General features: G+C 57.9%; 18 protein-coding genes and 1 pseudogene. 14 read left to right on the top strand and 5 right to left on the bottom strand.

The window, feature by feature from the left end; genetic code table 11:
- Positions 1-176: 176 nt before the first annotated feature.
- The 3 genes from WBM93_RS08525 to WBM93_RS08515 form a co-directional block, all read right to left on the bottom strand.
- Complete coding sequence (locus tag WBM93_RS08525; RefSeq protein WP_424430863.1) at positions 177-1700, bottom strand: acyl-CoA carboxylase subunit beta; 1524 nt, start codon at positions 1698-1700, stop codon at positions 177-179.
- 341 nt (positions 1701-2041) lie between these two features.
- Entirely contained in the window at positions 2042-2497 is a 456-nt protein-coding gene (locus tag WBM93_RS08520; RefSeq protein ID WP_424430860.1) for a hypothetical protein, read from the bottom strand.
- A 165-nt stretch (positions 2498-2662) separates the two neighbouring features.
- A complete protein-coding gene (locus tag WBM93_RS08515) occupies positions 2663-3769 on the bottom strand; it encodes an isoaspartyl peptidase/L-asparaginase family protein (RefSeq protein ID WP_424430857.1) in 1107 nt (368 codons plus the stop codon).
- Positions 3770-3856: 87 nt separating this feature from the next.
- Between WBM93_RS08515 and ispG the strand changes: the two genes are divergently transcribed.
- From ispG to WBM93_RS08445, 14 genes are all read left to right on the top strand, one after another.
- A complete protein-coding gene (gene ispG, locus WBM93_RS08510; RefSeq protein WP_424430854.1) occupies positions 3857-4993 on the top strand; it encodes a flavodoxin-dependent (E)-4-hydroxy-3-methylbut-2-enyl-diphosphate synthase in 1137 nt (378 codons plus the stop codon).
- A 1-nt stretch (position 4994) separates the two neighbouring features.
- A complete protein-coding gene (yghX, locus tag WBM93_RS08505) occupies positions 4995-5891 on the top strand; it encodes a YghX family hydrolase (protein WP_424430851.1) in 897 nt (298 codons plus the stop codon).
- A 10-nt stretch (positions 5892-5901) separates the two neighbouring features.
- Entirely contained in the window at positions 5902-6390 is a 489-nt protein-coding gene (locus WBM93_RS08500; protein WP_424430848.1) for a thioredoxin family protein, read from the top strand.
- A gap of 15 nt (positions 6391-6405) precedes the next feature.
- Positions 6406-7137 (top strand): type II secretion system protein N, encoded by a 732-nt coding sequence (gene gspN / locus WBM93_RS08495; protein WP_424430845.1) that lies wholly within the window; start codon positions 6406-6408, stop codon positions 7135-7137.
- Positions 7134-8147 (top strand): LLM class flavin-dependent oxidoreductase, encoded by a 1014-nt coding sequence (locus WBM93_RS08490; protein WP_424430842.1) that lies wholly within the window; start codon positions 7134-7136, stop codon positions 8145-8147. Before gspN ends, WBM93_RS08490 begins: the two co-directional genes overlap by 4 nt.
- Positions 8148-8320: 173 nt before the next feature.
- Positions 8321-9526 carry a Na+/H+ antiporter NhaA gene (gene nhaA / locus WBM93_RS08485; RefSeq protein WP_424430869.1) on the top strand — a complete coding sequence of 402 codons (1206 nt, stop codon included), beginning with the start codon at positions 8321-8323 and terminating at the stop codon, positions 9524-9526.
- Positions 9523-10875 carry a hypothetical protein gene (locus WBM93_RS08480; protein ID WP_424430840.1) on the top strand — a complete coding sequence of 451 codons (1353 nt, stop codon included), beginning with the start codon at positions 9523-9525 and terminating at the stop codon, positions 10873-10875. The genes nhaA and WBM93_RS08480 overlap by 4 nt, the downstream gene beginning before the upstream one ends.
- 119 nt (positions 10876-10994) lie before the next feature.
- On the top strand, positions 10995-11270 hold the full coding sequence (locus WBM93_RS08475) for a YkvA family protein (RefSeq protein ID WP_424430837.1): 276 nt from the start codon (positions 10995-10997) through the stop codon (positions 11268-11270).
- 189 nt (positions 11271-11459) lie between these two features.
- Positions 11460-13025, top strand: a complete 1566-nt coding sequence (locus tag WBM93_RS08470) for an amino acid permease (protein WP_424430834.1) — start codon at positions 11460-11462, stop codon at positions 13023-13025.
- A 125-nt stretch (positions 13026-13150) separates the two neighbouring features.
- Positions 13151-14734, top strand: a complete 1584-nt coding sequence (locus WBM93_RS08465) for an NAD(P)/FAD-dependent oxidoreductase (protein ID WP_424430831.1) — start codon at positions 13151-13153, stop codon at positions 14732-14734.
- 51 nt (positions 14735-14785) lie between these two features.
- Positions 14786-15193 (top strand): GtrA family protein, encoded by a 408-nt coding sequence (locus WBM93_RS08460; protein WP_424430828.1) that lies wholly within the window; start codon positions 14786-14788, stop codon positions 15191-15193.
- 5 nt (positions 15194-15198) lie between these two features.
- Complete coding sequence (locus WBM93_RS08455) at positions 15199-16569, top strand: sulfatase-like hydrolase/transferase (protein WP_424430866.1); 1371 nt, start codon at positions 15199-15201, stop codon at positions 16567-16569.
- 5 nt (positions 16570-16574) lie between these two features.
- Complete coding sequence (locus WBM93_RS08450; protein ID WP_424430825.1) at positions 16575-18329, top strand: hypothetical protein; 1755 nt, start codon at positions 16575-16577, stop codon at positions 18327-18329.
- Positions 18330-18449: 120 nt separating this feature from the next.
- Positions 18450-18791 carry a VOC family protein gene (locus WBM93_RS08445; RefSeq protein ID WP_424430822.1) on the top strand — a complete coding sequence of 114 codons (342 nt, stop codon included), beginning with the start codon at positions 18450-18452 and terminating at the stop codon, positions 18789-18791.
- Positions 18792-18800: 9 nt separating this feature from the next.
- On the opposite strand, the gene msrB is transcribed toward WBM93_RS08445, so the two are convergent.
- Together msrB and WBM93_RS08435 are read right to left on the bottom strand one after the other, a co-directional pair.
- Entirely contained in the window at positions 18801-19307 is a 507-nt protein-coding gene (msrB, locus tag WBM93_RS08440; protein ID WP_424430820.1) for a peptide-methionine (R)-S-oxide reductase MsrB, read from the bottom strand.
- 80 nt (positions 19308-19387) lie between these two features.
- A pseudogene (locus tag WBM93_RS08435) lies at positions 19388-19555 on the bottom strand (cytochrome P450); the annotation flags it as partial.

Genomic DNA, 19555 nt, shown 5'->3' with positions numbered 1-19555 from the left:
TCATCCTTGATTTTGTATCCGGATGGATATTGGCATCCGCAATTGCGGCGATCTGGCGATGGGCAAATTCACCCCAGGCCAAAGCGGGCGAGGGCAAAAGCAAAAGCAGGGCGAGAGTCCAGAACTTTAACATGGTCGACGATTACATATCGATGATTGGCGTTTGACGAAAGCGGTCAATTGGCCTGTAGCCTACGCCAAGCCAGATCGGCGAATTCGCACAACAGCGGCCTTGTATCGCGTGGATCGATGATATCCTCAACGCTGAACTGTTCGGCGGTGCGGAACGGCGAGGTTACCTTGTCGAGTTTGGCCTTGATCTCCGCCAGCCGGGCTTCGGGATCGGGGGAGTTCTCGATATCCGATTTATAGGCGACCTCCAGACCACCGGCGATCGGCAGCGAGCCCCAGTCACCGCTTGGCCAGGCAAAGCGATACTGGAAATTCTCGGCATTGCTCATCGCGCTGCCCGCGATGCCATAAGCGCGGCGGACGATGACACTGGCCCAGGGAACGGTCGCCTTGTAGACCGCGTTCATCGCCTGCACGCCATAGCGGATGGTGCCAGTGCGCTCGGCCTCGCCGCCGATCATGAAGCCGGGATTGTCAACCAGATGGACGACCGGCAGGTGAAATTGTTCGGCCAGCTTGGCAAAGCGTTCGACTTTTTCCGATGATTTGGCTTCCCACGATCCACCGAGAAAAGACGGATCATTGGCGAGCACCGCGACCGGCCAGCCGTCGAGCCGGGCAAAGGCGGTAATCGCGGCGCGGCCCCAGCGCTTGCCCATTTCGAATACCGAACCTTCGTCGAAGACAGAGTCCATGATCTTGCGCATAGAATAGACCTGCTTGTCTGCGCGCGGCACGGCGGAGAGCAGGCTTTCGTCCTTGCGGTTGACGGGATCCCGGTTTTCGGTGCGCGCGGCCAGCTGGTTCACATTGCTTGGCAGGTAGGAGAGAAATTTGCGAGCGGTGAGAAAGGCCTCGGCTTCGCTGGCGACTTCCTCGTCGACCACGCCATTGGTTGTGTGAATGTCCGATCCGCCCAGCTCTTCCTTGCTGAGATCATCGCCGATTGCAGCGGCGACCGCAGGGCCGGCGGCAAATATCTGGGAAAGCCCGCGGACCATGATCGAATAGTGACTGGCGACGGTGCGCGCCGCGCCCATGCCCGCCGTCGGTCCAAGAGCCAGCGCGACCACCGGCACAGTGTCCTGATTCTTGATAATATCTTCCCAGCCGGGAACCGCAGGGACGTAGGTGAAGCCCATATCTTCCAGACTCTTGACCGAACCGCCGCCGCCAGTGCCATCGATCATCCGGATCATTGGAATGCCTAGCGTATGGGCCATTTTCTCGCACTGGGTGAATTTGCGGTGCAGAGCGGCATCGGCCGCGCCGCCGCGCACCGTGAAGTCATCGGCGGAGGCGACCACCGGGCGGCCTTCGATATTGGCGCGGCCAAAGATCAGATTGCTCGGCGCGAAATCTTCGAACGACCCGTCCTCGGCATAGGTGCCGCGTCCGGCGATCTTGCCGATCTCGCGAAAGCTGCCTTCGTCGACAATCCCGGCAATCCGTGCCCGCGCGTCAAGCTTGCCGCGGCCATGCTGGCGAGACACTTTTTCCTCGCCCCCCATTTTTTCGGCGAGCCGCTGGCGCTCGGTCAGTTCGTCGAGTTCGGGTTTCCATGTCATATTTGGGTCCGATCAGGTTTACAGGAAAAACAGGTTTTTATTTTCTGTGACCTTTGGCTGGAACCCGCAGAAACCGAGGATTTCTGGCAGGTCGTAGTGGCGCCGAGTGTGACCTTCCGTGCTAGCCGCGCCGATCCGGCGGGAGGCGCCACGACTCATCATGGCGCAAGCATAGCGCGGCGCGGCGATGTAGGACAGGCCGGATGGACAGCAGGGTGCAGGTTGAATCATCGGGCCGGTTTAACCGACTGATTAAGGGAGGGGAAGCGGGAATTGATATGGCATGTAAAGAGGGCAGGACCCTGTCGGAAGCCTGCCCTCGATTGTTTCATAAACAGTTTTTACCTTGGGGTCACTTCCTGCAATAGCGTCGTGCCCAGGACCGTACGGAATTTGGCCCGGTCGCCCGATTCTGCATCAAGCTGCGCGTTGCTGCGCTTCATATATTCCTGATAGGCCTTATTGCGTGCTTCCTGTTCGGCATTGTCGGCCCAGTCGGTGTAGGTTACGGACAAAAACATCGACGGCTCGCCGTGGCGTTTATGGACATTATAGTAAATATTGTAAGACTTTATCCAGCCTTTGCTGATCGCAAATTTCTGGTTGTCAGCCCATTGGGTTGCAATCCATTTCGCATAGGCCAGATCACCGCCGTCGGCGATATCGATGCCGGTAACTTCGGTATAATCGCCCGGTGCGAGCGGCCATTCTTCCGCGCCGGCCGGTGACGCAATTGCCAGAGCCAATGGTCCAGCAAGCACCAGAGCGGTGCTTTTCAAAATATTGATCGTTTTCATAGGTAAGTCCCATCCTGTTTGCGCGGTTCTCCAACCGCTAAGGCAACCCGTAGGCTCCAGGATGAATAAAGCGACTCTCCCCCAAGAGGCTGGTTACAATAGAAACCTCTTGGCCGGAAAAGTCAAGTGAATTGAGGAGTTAACATATTGAGAAGCTGTCTATAATCACTCATCACCGTAAATCGCCACGCTCGCCTCGCCCTCGCTGGTCGCGCGACCGCGATACATGCCGGCGGTGTTGAAGCTGTAACCGGCCTGCCCCCATGGCGTCGCGTAGATGATCCCGCCGTCACCGCCCAATTCGCCGAGTTCGGCGATCACGTCATCGGCAATCTGCTGGATTTCCTCGTCGGACAGCATGAATTCGCTGGCGTGAATGGCATAGGTATAATTGCCCTCCTCATCCTTGGGCACGGTCTGCTGGGCTTCCTCGATCGCCACCGGCCAGCGCATCCGGATGCGGGCGCAGATTTCGTGGGCGACGCCGAGGCGGATGAAATATTCGCCCGCTCCGGTTGCCGATATCGCGCAGCTGCGGTTGTCGGCGTAGGTGCCCGCGCCGATAACCGGGCTGTCGCCGATCCGGCCCCAGCGCTTGCCAGTCATGCCGCCGGTCGATGTGCCCGCGGCCATATTGCCCTTGCTGTCCATCGCTACCGCGCCGACCGTGCCATATTTATAATCGACATCGGCAGCACTAACTTCTTTGGAAAGCAGTTTTTCGATCTGGTCGAGGCGATAGGGGGTTGCGTAATAATCGGGCGAGACCTGCTCCAGCCCCTGTTCGCGGCTGAACTGGTTGGCGCCTTCGCCGGACAGCATCACATGCGGGCTTTTGTCTTTGACCGCGCGAGCCAGCAATATCGGATTTTTGGCGCCATTGATCCCGGCAGCGGCACCCGCCGACAAGTCGCTGCCGTCCATGATGCTGCTGTCGAGTTCATTGGTCTTGTCCCAGGTGAATACCGCGCCCTTGCCGGCGGTGAAATTGGGGTCATTTTCCAGAATGATGATGGTGGCGGTAATCGCATCCATCGCGCTGCCTCCGTCTTTGAGGATTTTGGATCCTGCTGCCAGCGCGCTGCCAAGCGCCGCGCGAATGGCCTTGTCCTGTTCGGGCGTGATCTTGTCGCGATTGATCGTGCCGGCACCGCCATGAATGGCGATCGACCAGCGGGCATCCTCGTCAATCATGTCCTGCGCACTTGCCGCTGGAGCCATGGCCGAAAGCAATATGGTAGACCCAAACAGGCCCAGTAAATTCCGGATCATCAAACATCTCTCCCGATTGGCTCTTATCATTGTGTCGCCGATTGCGTATATGTCCGATAAACCGGACCTTCTGACAAGAGCAAAGATATGACCATAGAAAATCCGTCGCTGCGCCCCTGGCGCGATATCGACCGGCGAAAATCCCGCCAGATCATGGTTGGCGATGTGCCGGTGGGCGGCGATGCGCCGATTACCGTGCAGACGATGACCAACACGCTCACTTCGGACGCCAAGGCCACAATCGACCAGATCCGCCGTTGCGAGGATGCCGGGGTCGATATCATACGCGTATCCTGCCCCGATGTTGAAAGCACAGCCGCGCTGAAGCAGATTGTCCGGGCGAGCAATGTCCCGATCGTTGCGGATATCCATTTTCATTATAAGCGCGGAATCGAGGCGGCGGAAGCGGGCGCGGCCTGCTTGCGGATCAATCCGGGCAATATCGGTTCTTCCCAGCGGGTGCGAGAAGTGATCGACGCGGCCAAGTCCAATGGCTGCGCGATCCGCATCGGGGTGAACGCGGGCAGTCTGGAAAAGCATCTGCTCGAAAAATATGGCGAGCCCTGTCCCGAGGCTTTGGTCGAAAGCGCGCTCGATCATATCAAAATACTGCAGGACCATGATTTTCACGAATATAAGGTCGCGGTGAAGGCATCGGACGTATTCCTTGCGGTCGCCGCTTATATGCAGCTGGCCGATGCCGTGGATTGTCCGCTGCACGTCGGTGTTACCGAGGCGGGCGGCCTGATCGGCGGCACGGTGAAAAGCTCGATCGGTATCGGCAATCTGCTGTGGGCAGGGATTGGTGACACCATAAGGGTCAGCCTGTCGGCCGAACCCGAAGAAGAGGTCCGGGTCGGCTATGAAATGCTCAAGTCACTGGGTCTGCGCACGCGCGGCGTCCGCGTCGTGTCCTGTCCGTCCTGCGCGCGTCAGGGCTTTGATGTTATCCGCACGGTGCAGAAGCTGGAGGAACGGCTCCAGCATATTCGCACGCCGCTGTCGCTCTCGGTCCTTGGCTGCGTCGTCAACGGTCCCGGCGAGGCGCGTGAAACCGACATCGGCATCACCGGCGGCGGCAAGGGCAAGCATATGGTCTATCTCTCCGGCGTCACCGACCATCATGTCGCGGACGAGGATATGGTCGATCATATTGTGAAGCTGGTCGAAGCGAAGGCGGCGGAGATCGAAGCGGCAAACGAGACTTTGGAGGCAGCGGAATAGCATGGTGACACAACGAAAACGCGCAACAGATTTTCACCCCCATATTCTCGAGATATTCGATGGCTATGTCCATGGCGCGATCTCGAAGCGGGATTTCATTCGGCAGGCTGGCAAATTTGCTGCCGCCGGGGTTACCGGGGCGATGATCCTCGACCAGTTGCAACCCAATTACGCCTGGGCGGCGCAGGTCGAACCCGATGATCCGGCGATTGTCGCCGAGCGGATCAGCTACATGAGTCCGGAGGGTCATGGCAAAATCAACGCGCTGATGGCCAAGCCGGCGGGCGCGACCGGCAAGCTGCCCGCAGTGCTGGTGATCCACGAAAACCGCGGTCTCAATCCCTATATCGAGGATGTTGCGCGGCGGGTGGCCAAGGCCGGCTATCTCGCGCTCGCCCCCGACGGTCTGTCGCCTTTGGGCGGCTATCCCGGCAATGACGATGACGGACGGACGATGCAGCGAACGCTCGACGGGGCGAAGCTGATGGAAGATTTCTTCGCCGCGTTCGAATTTCTGCGCGATCACGACGACTCGACCGGCAAGGTCGGTGCGGTCGGTTTCTGCTACGGCGGGGGAGTGTGCAACGCGCTCGCCGTGGCCTATCCCGATCTCGCCGCATCAGTGCCTTATTACGGGCGCCAGCCTGATGCCGCCGACGTTCCGGCGATTGCCGCGCCGCTGATGATCCATCACGCCGGCAATGACGAGCGGATCAACGAAGGCTGGCCCGCCTATGAGGCGGCCTTGTCGGAGCATCAGAAGGAATATAGCGTGCATTTCTATCCCGGCGTCAATCACGGGTTCCACAATGACACGACGCCGCGCTATGACGAGGAAGCTGCAAAGCTGTCGTGGAAGCGGAGCCTCGCGTTCTTCGAAACCCATTTGCGCGGCTGATCGATATTTGATGCGATTTCTGTTCTTTCTGCTTTTGGTGATCGCTGCTGCGGTATCTCCGCAACTTGTGCAGGCGGAAAAGGCGGCGGTCGAGCATCCCGAAGCGCGGCCATTCGATCAATCCGCCAATGCAACGGAGCAGGTCGATGCGGCATTGGCGCGGGCGGCACTCGCCGACAAGCGGCTTATAATCGTCATGGGAGCCAACTGGTGCCACGACAGCCGCGGCCTGTCCGGCTGGTTTGCCGAGCCGCGCTTTGCCGCGATGCTCGAAGCCAAATACCAGATTGTCTATGTCGATGTTGGCCAGAAAGATCGCAATATCGATATTGCCCGGCGCTTTGGCATCAAGTCGATCAAGGGCACGCCGACGGTGCTGGTCCTGTCTCCGCGCGGAAAATTGCTCAATCGCACATCCGCGCCAAAATGGCGCGATGCCGCTAGCCGGGAGGAAGAGGATGTTTTTGCCTATTTCGACCAGTTCACCCCCGAATTCTGAATCAAAGGAAAGCAGGTGCCGCGCGTCTTGATATATTTTCTGATCCTGTTGGCGGTGTCCGCCGTGGCTTTGTTCTTCCTGCCGCTCCGTCTCGCTGTCGGCATGGCCGGTCTTGAAGGCGCGCGCTTCTCCGCCAAGGCGATCAGCGGGTCGGTCTGGAACGGCAGGATCGAAGGCGCGCAGATCGGGCCGTTTCCTCTGGGTGACCTCGATGCGGGTGTGCGGTTTTTGCCGCTGCTGACGGGCAAATTGCTGATGGACCTGGAACGCCCGGCCACCGCCGTTGACGGAGGGCTGATCGCGACGGTCGGCAAGGCGGGCAAGAGCCTGCTGGTGCAGGATGTCACGACAGTGCTTGGTGTCGGACGTCAATTGGCGCCGCTGCCGGCATCCGAAATCGACCTGCGCGGTGTGAGCATCAGCTTTGCGAGTGGCCGCTGCCAGTCGGCGAGCGGGCAGGTGCGGGTTTCGCTCGATGCCAATATTCCCGGGCTCGACCTCAAGCAGGGCTTGCTCGGCAATGCCGAATGCCAGGACGGAGTGCTGGCACTGCCATTGCAAAGCGGTTCGGGCATGGAGCAGCTGACGCTGAAGCTTCAAGGCAATGGATTTTATACCGCGCGACTGTTTTTGTCAGGTGGCGACCGCGCATGGACCCTGCTTTTGCCGACGCTCGGCTTTCGCAATGTTCCGAATGGCTACGCGATCAAGGTCGCGGGACAATTGGCGAAGAGGAATGGACAATGACGGACTCTGGGACCAAGCCAGTAAAATTTTCAATTCTCGACCTGTCCTCGGTACTGCAGGGTAGCGATGTCAAAAGCGCGCTGGACCGGTCGCTGGCCCTCGCACAGCATGGCGAGGCGCATGGCTACGAGCGGTTCTGGATGGCCGAACATCACGGCATGGAGGGCATAGCCAGCGCGGCGACCGCGGTGGCCTTGGCGCATATCGGACAGGGCACCAAGTCTATCCGGATCGGAGCCGGCGGGATCATGCTGCCCAATCATGCGCCGATGGTGATTGCCGAACAATTCGGGACGCTCGAAGCGCTCTATCCGGGGCGGATTGATCTGGGCCTTGGCCGCGCGCCGGGGTCTGACCAGCGGACGGCTCAGGCCTTGCGCCGTAACCTCAACAGCGATGCCAACGAGTTTCCGCGCGATGTGATCGAACTGCAGGCGCTGCTTGCCGGCGACGAACGACTTGGTATCCAGGCGACGCCGGGGCAGGGCACCAATATCCCGCTCTATATTCTCGGCAGCAGCCTGTTCGGCGCGCAACTCGCAGCGGCGCTGGGCCTGCCATACGCGTTCGCTTCGCATTTCGCGCCGCAGATGCTCGATCAGGCGCTCGAGATCTACCGACGGGATTTCAAGCCGTCGGAACAGCTCGGCGAGCCTTATGTGATGTGCGGATTTAACATATTCGCCGCCGACAGCGATGCCGAAGCAGATTTCCTGTCGAGCTCGATGCTGCAGAGCTTTGTCGCCCTGCGCACCGGCAATCCGGGAAAGCTTCCGCCACCGGTCGACGGCTATCGCGAAAACCTGCCGCCCCAGGCCCAGTCGATGATCGAACAGATCATGCAGGGCAGTGCTGTCGGGACGCCGGACAAGGTGAAACAGGCGGTCGACCGGTTCATCGATCGCACCGGCGCGGACGAGCTGATCATCACCGGATCGATCTTTGATCAGGCCGCGCGCGAAAAAAGCTACTCCATCGCCGCCAATATTCGGGAATTGATCGCAGCCTAAGGTGAAATTGGTTTGAACAAGCCTTGATTTTACGGTCGGGCCTGCGCATGACTCTGGCCAATCGAAATTCCGGACGAGACGCCCCCCGAGGAGACAAAAAATTGCCACGCACAGGTAGAAATTCAGCGCTTCGGGACTTCCTGAAAAGCGAAGCAGCAGGCGGCATATTGCTGATGTTCGCCGCAGCGCTGGCGATGATTGTGGCGAACAGCCCGTTATATGAAATGTACCATCATGTTCTGCACGAGTTAAAGGGGCCTACCCTGTCCAGCAAGCTTGGGCCGATGACGCCGCATTTGTGGATCAATGACGGGCTGATGGCGGTCTTCTTCCTGCTCGTCGGACTGGAAATCAAGCGAGAATTTGTCGACGGACGGCTGAATACCTGGGACCGGCGGCGTCTGCCGGTGGTCGCGGCTGCGGCAGGCATGGTGGTTCCGGCGCTGATCTATCTTTTCATCGTCAAGGATGTTCCGGCGCTTTATAATGGCTGGGCGATTCCGGCGGCGACCGATATTGCCTTTGCGATTGGCGTGCTGGCCTTGCTCGGACCGCGCGCGCCGACGTCGCTCAAACTGTTTCTGGTCACCGTTGCGATTGTCGATGACATGGGTGCGGTGGCGATTATTGCGCTCGTGTACACTGCCGAGATCAATGGCGCAGCCCTGCTCGCCAGCGCGGCGATACTGGCAATCATGTACACGATGAACCGCAATGGGGTGCTCAAGCTCTGGCCTTATCTGATCTTTGCGGCTCTGCTCTGGTATGCGGTGCTGATGTCCGGGGTGCACGCGACGATAGCCGGGGTATTGGCAGCGATGGTCATCCCGATCGTGATTACGCCGACCTCGCCGGATGCAGAAAATTCTCCGCTCCACCGGCTCGAACACGCGATATCGCCGTGGAGCGCCTTTCTGATTGTACCGGTTTTCGGCTTTGCCAACGCCGGTGTCTCGCTCCAGGGCATTGGCATAGAACAGATTTTTGCGCCGCTGCCTTTGGGTATCGCTGCCGGCCTGTTCTTCGGCAAGCAGATCGCCATTTTCGCCAGCGTCTGGATCGCGGTCAAAACCGGTTTTGCCGGACGGCTTGGCGGCGCCAGCTGGTTGCAGGTCTATGGCGTGGCGATGCTCTGCGGTATCGGTTTCACGATGAGTCTGTTCATCGGGGCGCTGGCTTTCCCGGGCAATGAGCTGTTGATCGAGGAAGCCAAAATCGGTGTGCTGGGCGGGTCGCTGCTTTCGGCTGTTGTCGGTTTCTGCATATTGCGCTTTGCGCCGCAGGATCGTCATCTCAAGTCGCTCGACAAAACCGACGCAAAAGAGCTGCTTGAGGTTTTGCCAACCGATGAAGCGCGAAAACTGAAAGATACCCGGTGAAAAACACCTGGCTTGTCGCATCTGCCTTTCTGGCGGTTTCTGCCTGTACATCGGCAGGTGAGCCATTACCCGCCCCGGTCAGCGCCAATTCGGGTGACCGGAAAGCATCGATTGACCTGCGCTCTATCGCCAGCGATTACGTAAAGCTCACGCTCGCTCTTGGCGAACAGGAACCGGGCTATGTCGATGCCTATTATGGTCCGGCGATATGGGCAGAAGCGGCAAAGACCGATCCGCGCGACATGCGCGAACTGGGCAATGCGATTGTCGATCTGATGCTGCGGCTCGACGGATTGCCGACCAGCAATGATCCGCTGGCGGAGGCCCGCACGCGCTTTCTCTCGGCACAACTCGAGGCGGCGCTCACCCGCCATGCGATGATGCAGGAGGAGGTCTTTCCCATTGCCGAGGAGGCCAAGGGGCTGTTCGGAGTGACACCGGAGCTGAGGCCGCTGGAGGCATTTGATCCGGTGCTCGAGGAGATCGAGAATATCGTCCCCGGCTACGGACCGCTCAGCGAACGGGTTGCGGCTTTTGAAAATGGCTATATCATCCCCAAGGACCGGTTGAAGACCGTGTTCGATACCGCGATTGCCGAGTGCAAGGCGCGGACCAAGGTCCATTTTGATCTGCCCGAGGGCGAGAATTTCAAGATGGAATTTGTCACCGGAAAAAGCTGGAGCGGCTATAATTATTATCAGGGCAATTATCAGAGCCTGATCCAGATCAACACCGACCTGCCGATCTTCATCGGCCGCGCGGTCGATCTTGGCTGCCACGAAGGCTATCCCGGCCATCATGTCTACAACATGCTGCTCGAGCGCAATCTCACCCGCGGCCAGGGCTGGCAGGAATTCTCCATCTATCCGCTCTACAGCCCGCAAAGCCTGATCGCCGAGGGCTCGGCCAATTATGGTATCGAGCTGGCGTTCAGCGGTCAGGAAAGGCTCGATTACGAGCGCGACGTGCTTTACCCGCTCGCCGGTCTCGATCCCGATACGGCGGCGGCATACTGGGCACTGCAAATTGCCAAACAGGCGCTCAGCGGCGCGCGGATGACGATTGCGCAACAATATCTCGACGGGGAAATTACGCGCGATGAAGCTGTTGCGCTCACCCAGAAATATCAACTGGTCTCGCCCGAGCGAGCGGCGCAGATGACCGATTTCACCGAACAATATCGCAGCTATGTGATCAACTATGGCCTCGGCCTGGAAATGGTCCGCGACTGGATCGAGGCGCAGGGCAATGGCTCGGTGTGGCGCTGGAAAGCGATGGAGCGGTTGCTGAGCGAGCCGTTGTTGCCCAATGATCTAAAAAGCGATTTGGTGCCGGTATCCACCAAGTGAAGATCAAGACTTGGGCACGCAATCTCAAACTTGACATTCTTGCACTGTGAGTTGCAGCCCGAGACAAACGTACGCCGCTACCGGCCAAAATTCTGGCTGCGACTGTAGCCGCCTATGCCTTGAGTCCGATCGATTTGATCCCGGACTTCATCCCGATAATTGGTTATCTTGACGATCTCATTCTGGTGCCAATAGGAATCGCGATTGTGCTGAAGATGATACCGGCTGCATTGATGGCCGATTATCGAAAATCGGCAGAAATGATAGCTATAAAGCCGCGCAGTGTAATGGCCGCGTTTGTTGTCGTCACAATTTGGTTTGGCGCTGCCTTTGTTGTGGCTCGCTGGTTCTATTTATCACCGCTCGATTGGCGGAGCACCCTCATCCAGTTATGACTAAGCAGCAAGCTGCCAAGTCTGCGCAACCTTCTCCCTTAAAGGAGAAGGGGAAACAGCGAATTCGGCTCCGAAAAACCTCTGCAATTCTACTCAAAGAATAATCGCAACCACCCCTTTACGAATCCCACTTGCGCATTGTAAAAATCGGCGTAATTCATGCGCAGTTTTTCGGGATAGGAATGCTGCATGGCTTTCAATTTGTTCGGACGTATCAAGCCTCTCGACGCGATTTTGGCCACAGCAGAAAAAAAGGCGCTAACCCGCACTCTCGGGCCGGTTCAGCTCACCTTGCTGGGCGTCGGAGCGGTTATCGGAACCGGAATTTTCGTGCTGACGTCGGAGGCGGCGCAGAAGGCCGGACCGGGGATGATGTGGAGCTTTGTCATCGCCGGGCTGGTCTGCGTGGTTGCCGCGCTCTGCTATTCCGAACTGGCGTCGATGGTGCCCGTTTCGGGGTCGGCTTATACCTATACTTATGCCGTGATGGGCGAACTGCTGGCGTGGATGGTCGGCTGGGCGCTGATCCTGGAATATGCGGTGGCAGCGAGCGCGGTTTCGGTCGGCTGGTCGGGCTATTTTGTCGGGCTGCTGGCCAATGCGGGGATCGAATTGCCGAGGGCGCTGACGATTGGCAGCTATGCGCCGGGCGGGTTGATCAATCTGCCGGCGCTGATCATTGCGCTGCTGGTGACCTTGCTGCTGATGGTCGGGACCAGCGAGAGCGCCAAGGTCAACGCAGTGCTGGTCGCGATCAAGGTGGCGGCCCTGACCATGTTCATCGTGCTCACCCTGCCGATGATGCAAGGACAGAATTTCGACCCGTTCCTGCCCAATGGCTGGTTTGGCGAAAGCCGCGGATTTGGTGCGGTCGGCGCGGCGGCTTCGATATTTTTCGCTTATGTCGGCTTTGATGCGGTGTCGACCGCTGCAGAAGAGACCAAGAATCCGCAGCGGAACGTTCCGATTGGTCTGATCGGCAGTCTCGTAATCTGCACCGTTTTCTATCTGCTGGTTGCCGCCGGTGCGATCGGCACCGTCGGCGCGCAGCCGATTGTCGATGCAGCCGGCAATTCACTCGCACCCGGTAGCACAGAATTTGCCGCCCAGTGCCAGACACTGCTAGCCGCGGGCCGGGAACCTCTGGTGTGCAGCCACGAGGCGCTGGCCTTTGTGTTGCGGTCGATCGGCTATCCTGCCTTTGGCAATATCATCGGGATTGCCGCCTTCCTGGCGCTGCCTTCGGTGATCCTGATCATGCTGTTTGGCCAGACGAGAATCTTCTTCGTCATGGCGCGCGACGGCCTGTTGCCGGAAAAGCTGGCGTCCATTCACCCGAAATGGAAAACGCCGCATATCGTGACCGCCATTACCGGCGTTGCGGTATCGGTCTTTGCCGCGTTTCTACCGGTCGGAAAATTGGCTGATATCTCCAATTCGGGTACGTTGTTCGCGTTTCTGATGGTCGCCGTGGCAGTGCTGATCCTGCGCCGCACCGATCCGGGCCGGCATCGCCCGTTCCGCACGCCTCTCGTCTGGATTGTCGCACCGCTGGCGATAGCGGGCTGTCTGGGGCTCTTTTACAATCTTCCGCTGGAAGCGAAGCTGGTATTGCCGGTATGGGGCGGCATCGGGCTGCTGCTCTATTTCGCTTACGGCTACCGGAAAAGCCATGTCGCGCGCGGCAGCATCGAGGTTCACGAGATGGATGTCGATGCGCCGCCCCAGCCGGTACCGCCGATTAGCGACCAATAACCAGTCCTTGCGATTCGCAAATTTACCCACATTGTTAACTTATCGCTAACCAATTTCGTTCAGTCCGGTTCCTGAAACATGAAACGCGTCCACAAATGGCGCTTTTTGGACAGGGAACGGACTTTATGACGACGCAGGAAACGCCCGCAGATTCACCAGTAGACGTAGCAATCATTGGCGCCGGGCCGGCTGGTCTGACCGCCGCATATTTGCTCAGCAAAAAAGGTCTCAAGGTCACCGTCATCGAAAAAGACCCGAAATATGTCGGCGGGATCAGCCGCACCGTGGAGCACGAAGGCTTTCGCTTTGATATTGGCGGGCACCGGTTCTTCTCCAAGTCGCAGGAAGTGGTTGATCTGTGGAATGAAATTCTGCCCGATGACTTCATTCAGCGTCCGCGGATGAGCCGGATCTATTATGAGGGCAAATTTTACAGTTACCCGCTGCGTGCTTTCGAGGCCTTGTGGAATCTCGGCATCTGGCGCTCGACTTTGTGCATGCTGAGCTATGGCAAGGCCAAGGTCTTCCCGAACAAAAATGTAAAGAGCTTCGAAGACTGGACGGTCAACCAGTTCGGCTACAAGCTCTATTCGATTTTCTTCAAGACTTATACCGAGAAGGTCTGGGGCATGCCGTGCGACGAGATGTCCGCAGACTGGGCAGCGCAGCGGATCAAGGGCTTGTCCTTGTGGAACGCCGTCACCGATGGTCTGAAACGCTCGCTCGGTCTCAACAAGAAACCCAATGACGGACAGGAAGTCAAAACCCTGCTCGAAACCTTCCGCTATCCCCGCCTCGGCCCCGGCATGATGTGGGATGCGGCCAAGCGTCACGTCGAGGCCAAGGGCAATGAAGTGCTGATGGGCCATAGCCTCAAACAGCTTGCCCAGGACTCGACAGGCAATTGGCGGGTGAGCGCGTCGAACGCTGACGGCGAGGTCATCATCAATGCGAAACATGTGATTTCAAGCGCGCCGATGCGCGAGCTTGCAACCCGTATCCACCCGCTGCCGGTATCTTTGCCGGAAGCGCAGGATCTGAAATACCGCGATTTTCTCACCGTGGCAATCATGGTCAAATCGGAAGATCTGTTCCCCGACAACTGGATCTATATCCACGATGACCGGGTACAAGTCGGCCGCGTGCAGAATTTCCGTAGCTGGTCGCCCGAAATGGTACCGGACGAGAATATTGCCTGTGTCGGACTTGAATATTTCTGTTTCGAAAATGATGGCTTGTGGTCTTCGTCCGACGAAGATCTTGTCGAGCTCGCAAAGAAAGAGATGGCGATCCTCGGCCTGTGCAATCCCGAAGATGTCGTCGGCGGCGCGGTTGTCCGTCAGGAAAAAGCCTATCCTGTCTATGACGACAGTTATGAGGACAATGTCGCCACGATGCGCGACGATCTCGAAAGCCGCTTCCCGACCCTGCATATGGTCGGCCGCAACGGCATGCACCGCTATAATAACCAGGATCACGCGATGATGACCGCGATGCTGACGGTTGAAAATATCGAAGCCGGTACCCGCAAATGGAATGTCTGGAACGTCAACGAAGACGCCGAATATCACGAAGCGGGCGATGAAGGCGCGCAACAGGTCATCGCTGAAGAAATCAGTGAAGACCGTGCCGCCGCTCTCGAAAGCATGCGCGATGTTCCGACCCGGATCGCGGAAACCGCCGACGACAAATCACAGAAAGCGGCATAGGATATAATGGATCGCAGGGGAACAGAAAGGCGGTCAACCGTAGGCGTCTGGGTGGGCAGTCTGCCCGCTCCGCTGGCAGTTCTCTACCGTTTCTCGATCACCCGCTATTTGCTGGCGAGCGTCGTCAGTCTGGCCTTCGACGTCGCCTTGTTCATGGTATTGGTCGCATTGCTGTTCGATCCGGGATGGGCTTCGGCGGCAGGCTATAGCGCCGGCATAATCGTTCACTGGATTATCTCCTCCAGCTTTGTTTTCCCCGGCAAGGCGCGTGATGGCGCGGCACTGCAATTGCAGCGTCTGGGCTTCATCGGAACTGCGGTGCTGGGCCTCGGCATAACCGTCAGCATGGTAAGCTGGCTGGTTGATGCCGGCATATTACCGGTCGTCGCCAAAGCGGCAGCCGTGTTTGTCAGCTTCTTCGCCGTATATCTGACCCGTAAATACGGGGTATTCCGGTGAGCCATATGGACATCGCCATCGAAGCGTCCGCAGCCAAGCCTCGCTTCAGTCCGGATTTTACCAGATTTATGAACTGGGCTCTGGTCTGGATTGTCCTGGCAAATATCCCGTTCATGGCCATGTGGATGGTCGGCGCGCCACCGCGCGCGATTCCGATCGCGCTGGCCGGCCTTATCGGCTTGATCGTCAAACGGATGCCGCGGGCCGTGCAATGGTTCGCCTTTGTCGGGGTGATGGTCTATTCGCTGCTCTCTTTCGTGTCGGGCCTGTTCAGCCTGACGCTGGACTCTCTGGTCTATTCGCTGCAATTTTTCGCCGAGATCAAACCGAGCAATTCGATAGAATATATCGCCGCTGCGGTAGTCATGCTCGGCATATTGATCGGCAGCTGGTTTCTGCTCAAGCGCGATATGAATTTCTCCAAACCCTTGCATATTCTGCTGGGCGGAGCGCTGATCTTCGGACTTGTCGGCGCCGACGCCGCGGTCGGCGAGGGGATGCGGGGCCATTATTTCCGGCCGGCACCGGTTGGTGCAGCCTTTGAATCGGCGATCAGCAAAACCGGTTTTGCCGCGCGGGCGGATGGCAATCGCCATCTGGTGTTGATCATGGTTGAATCGCTTGGCCTGCCGAAGGACAATCAGGCAATGTCGGACAAGCTGTTCGCATATTATAATGATAGCGCGATCAAGGCGCGATATGACGTCAGCCAGGGTAGCAGCCTCTATTATAACAGCACCACAGCGGGTGAAATGCGGGAATTGTGCGGTCGCTGGGGTGATTATTATGAACTGCTCGAAACCGACGATCCGGAGCTATTGAATTGTCTGCCCGCACAGCTTGCCGCAAAAGGCTATGCTACCGAGGCGGTTCACAGTTTCAAGGGCCCCTTCTTCAAACGGGCAACCTGGTATCCCAAGATCGGCTTTCAGAAGCGCGAGTTTGCCGCTGACTTGGAAAAACGCGGCGCCGAATGGTGCGGCGGTGTGTTTGCCGGAGCATGCGACCGTCAGGTGCCACAGATGCTGGCCGAAAATCTGAAACGTGCGAAGCAGCCAACGTTTCAGTATTGGTTGACTTTGAATACCCATTTGCCGGTTCCGACCGAACAGAATCTCGACGCCGACAATTGCGAAAAAGTGTCGGCCGAACTGGCCCGCGACTATCCGATGATCTGCCGCCAGTTCTCGATATTCGATGATATCGACAAGGCGCTGATCGCCGAAATAACGGCAAGCGACTTTCCGGAGGCGGATATTTTGCTGGTCGGCGACCATATGCCACCGTTTTTTGACCGCCATCATCGCTCACAATTTGACCCGGAGAGGGTTCCGTGGCTTTACTTGAAGGCTAAAGGCTCACAGCCCAAGGGGTAAGATTTTTGAACCGTTTGCGTGGCAACTTGCCATTAGTATTGATCTGGCTCGCGGTCTGCGCAGTGCTCGTTCTGGTCACTCGCGGCCAGATCATGACCGGCATTGGCTGGGATCCGGACGATCAGCTGCGTATGGTCCAGCTGCGCGACTGGCTCGGCGGGCAAAGCTGGTTTGACACCACGCAATATCGTATTGCCGCGCCGGACAGCCAGCCGATGCATTGGCCGCGCTGGATTGAAGCGCCGCTGGCGCTGGTGTTCCTGTTGCTCAAACCTTTGATCGGCGTAAACGCGGCAGAAATAGCGGCGATGGTCATCGTACCGTTGCTCACTCTGGGAATCGCCATGTGGCTGATTGCCAGAATCACCGCACAGGTTTTCGATCGCAAGATAGCGATGCTGGCCGCGGCACTGATGGCGACCACAGTTCCGATTGTCGCACAGATCCGGCCAATGCGGGTGGATCATCATGGCTGGCAGATCGTGCTTGCGCTGACCGCGCTGTGGACGATGTTCTGGCCGGACAAGCGCCAGGGCGGGCTTGCCATGGGAGCGGCGCTCGCGCTGTGGCTTTCGATATCGCTAGAAGGCTTGCCGCTGTCGGCAGCTTTTGTCGTGCTGCTTGTCTGGCGCTGGGTCTTTCAGACGGAGGAAGGTGTGCGGCTGTTCTGGACGCTGCTGTCCTTCCTGATATCCAGTTTCCTGCTATATTTTGCCGCTCAGGGCGGCTTCAACAGTGCGATCAACTATTGCGACGCGCTTTCTCCCGCGCATTTATGGGCCTGTACGGCTGGTGCTGCTGTCATCTTGCCTGCGATCAAATTTTTGCCGCCCAATATCACCCTGCGGATCACTGGCATCGCGATCGCCGCTGTTGCCGCACTTGCCGTGCTTCATGCCTTTGCCCCGCAATGCATCGGCGGTGCGTTCAACACCATGGAGCCGTTGGTCCGCGAATATTGGCTGGTCAATGTCCTCGAAGGTCTGCCGATCTGGTATCAAAACTGGAAGACGATGGTGACCCTGCTTGGTGGATCGATCGCCGTCGGGCTGGCCAGTCTGATATATATTATCCGGTCGCAACCCGGCCAGATTGATCGCAGCGGTTTGTTCGTCCTTGGCTATGCATTTCTCTGGGCATTGTTGCTGTCCCTCTTCGTCCAGCGTGCCACGGCCGTCGCAGCGGCCTTTGCCCTGCCGTTCATGGCATGGGCTGTGCATCAGGCTTTTGTATGGGCGCGCGGTATCAATCGTCCGATATCGCGGATTCTCGCCACAGCAGCGGTCGTTTTTCTGATCATGCCGGGGCCGCTCGCCATCGCGCTATTCAACGGAGTCGCAGGGGCAGAGCCGCAACCTGAACCAACCGCCAACAGTAGCCTATGCAAGGATGACGATTCCCTTGCGCGTCTAAAAGGCTTGCCCAAATCCAATCTGGTGGCGCCGTTCGATTTCGGACCGCGGATATTGCTGCTGACCCCGCATAGCGTGCTCGCGACAAGCCACCATCGCAATGACAGGGCGATGGCGGACCAGATCAGGATTTTTACATCCCGACCGGACGTCGCGCGCAGGATACTGGCTGCGCATGATATTCACTATATCGTCGCCTGCGAGGAAGAAGCCGAGCTGGAAATCTACGCAAAGACCCATCCGGATGGCCTGTGGGCTCAACTCGTCAAAGGTGCAAAACCGACCTGGCTGCAACCTGTCCAAATTCGGGACAGCAAATTGATTATTTGGAGAGTGACGTCAAAATAGTTGCGTAACGCTATGTAAATAATGTTATGTAAAAAAAATAAAAAGATAAAAATGTCGCAATAAATCAGAACCATGGAGAGTGGAATGGCAGGGGTCACCGGATTGGGTGGGGTTTTTTATATGGTAAAGGACCCAGCCGCAACGCGCCAATGGTACAAAGACTATCTGGATATGGACGGGGAATATGGTCCGATGCTCAATTGGTCGGACGAGAAAGGGGACAAGCCGTACAGCCTGATCAGTCATTTTCCCAAAGACAGCGATTATTTGAAACCCAGCGAGGCAACATTCATGATCAACCTGCGGGTCGACGATCTCGACGCCTATGTCGAGCAGCTCAGAGACAAAGGCCTCGAGATTCTGGGTCAGATTGACGAAGGTTATGGCAAATTTGCGTGGATCCTCGATTGCGACGGGATCAAGCTGGAATTCTGGCAGCAGGTAGAAGCACCGGAAAGCTGATTTCCGGGTTCAGGCGGGAAAGAATTTCAGCGCCAGCCCGTTGATGCAATGCCTCTTGCCGGTCGGGCGGGGACCGTCGTTGAAAATATGCCCCAGATGCCCGCCGCAGCGCGCACAATGGACTTCGGTACGAGCATAGCCAATTTTATAGTCTCTCGCGGTGCCGATCCGGTCCGGCGCAATGGGTTTCCAAAAGCTTGGCCAGCCGGTACCGCTGTCATATTTGGCTGCTGATCCGTAGACCCCGAGATTGCAACCGGCGCAGGCAAAGACGCCCTTGCGGTTCTCCTTATCCAACGGACTGGAATAGGCGCGTTCGGTGCCTGCCTGTCGCAATACGCGATAGCGGGATGCGCCCAGCCGCCGCTTCCATTCTTCCGGTGTCCGATTGACCTTGAACGTTCCGCTGGGCCGGGCGTTTGCATTGTTGAACAGACCCGAAAGGCTAATCATTCCGTAGGCTCCGGCGACTGCCAGTGTTCCGGATATCACGGTGCGCCGATCAGGTGATTTCATCTGCAATCCTTCTTAATATTCCTGATCTATTCGAAACAGGCCATGGATTGGTTACCGAATCGCGCCTGAACGGGAACTGATCAATATTTTGAAAGTTCGACTTCCAGTTCCCGGAACCCGTGGACGAAACAGGCATGGACGCGGCGATGTTGGCCGGTCGGGTTCACCTGCATCCGCCGCTTGTGCATTTCTTCCAGCAGAATCCGGATCTGCATTTCGGCCAGTCGGGCGCCGACACAGCGGTGGAT

Origin of the sequence: Parasphingorhabdus sp. (genome assembly GCF_049667325.1) — a bacterium.
Lineage (GTDB): Bacteria > Pseudomonadota > Alphaproteobacteria > Sphingomonadales > Sphingomonadaceae > Parasphingorhabdus.
This window is presented reverse-complemented; position numbering and strand designations above follow the sequence as displayed.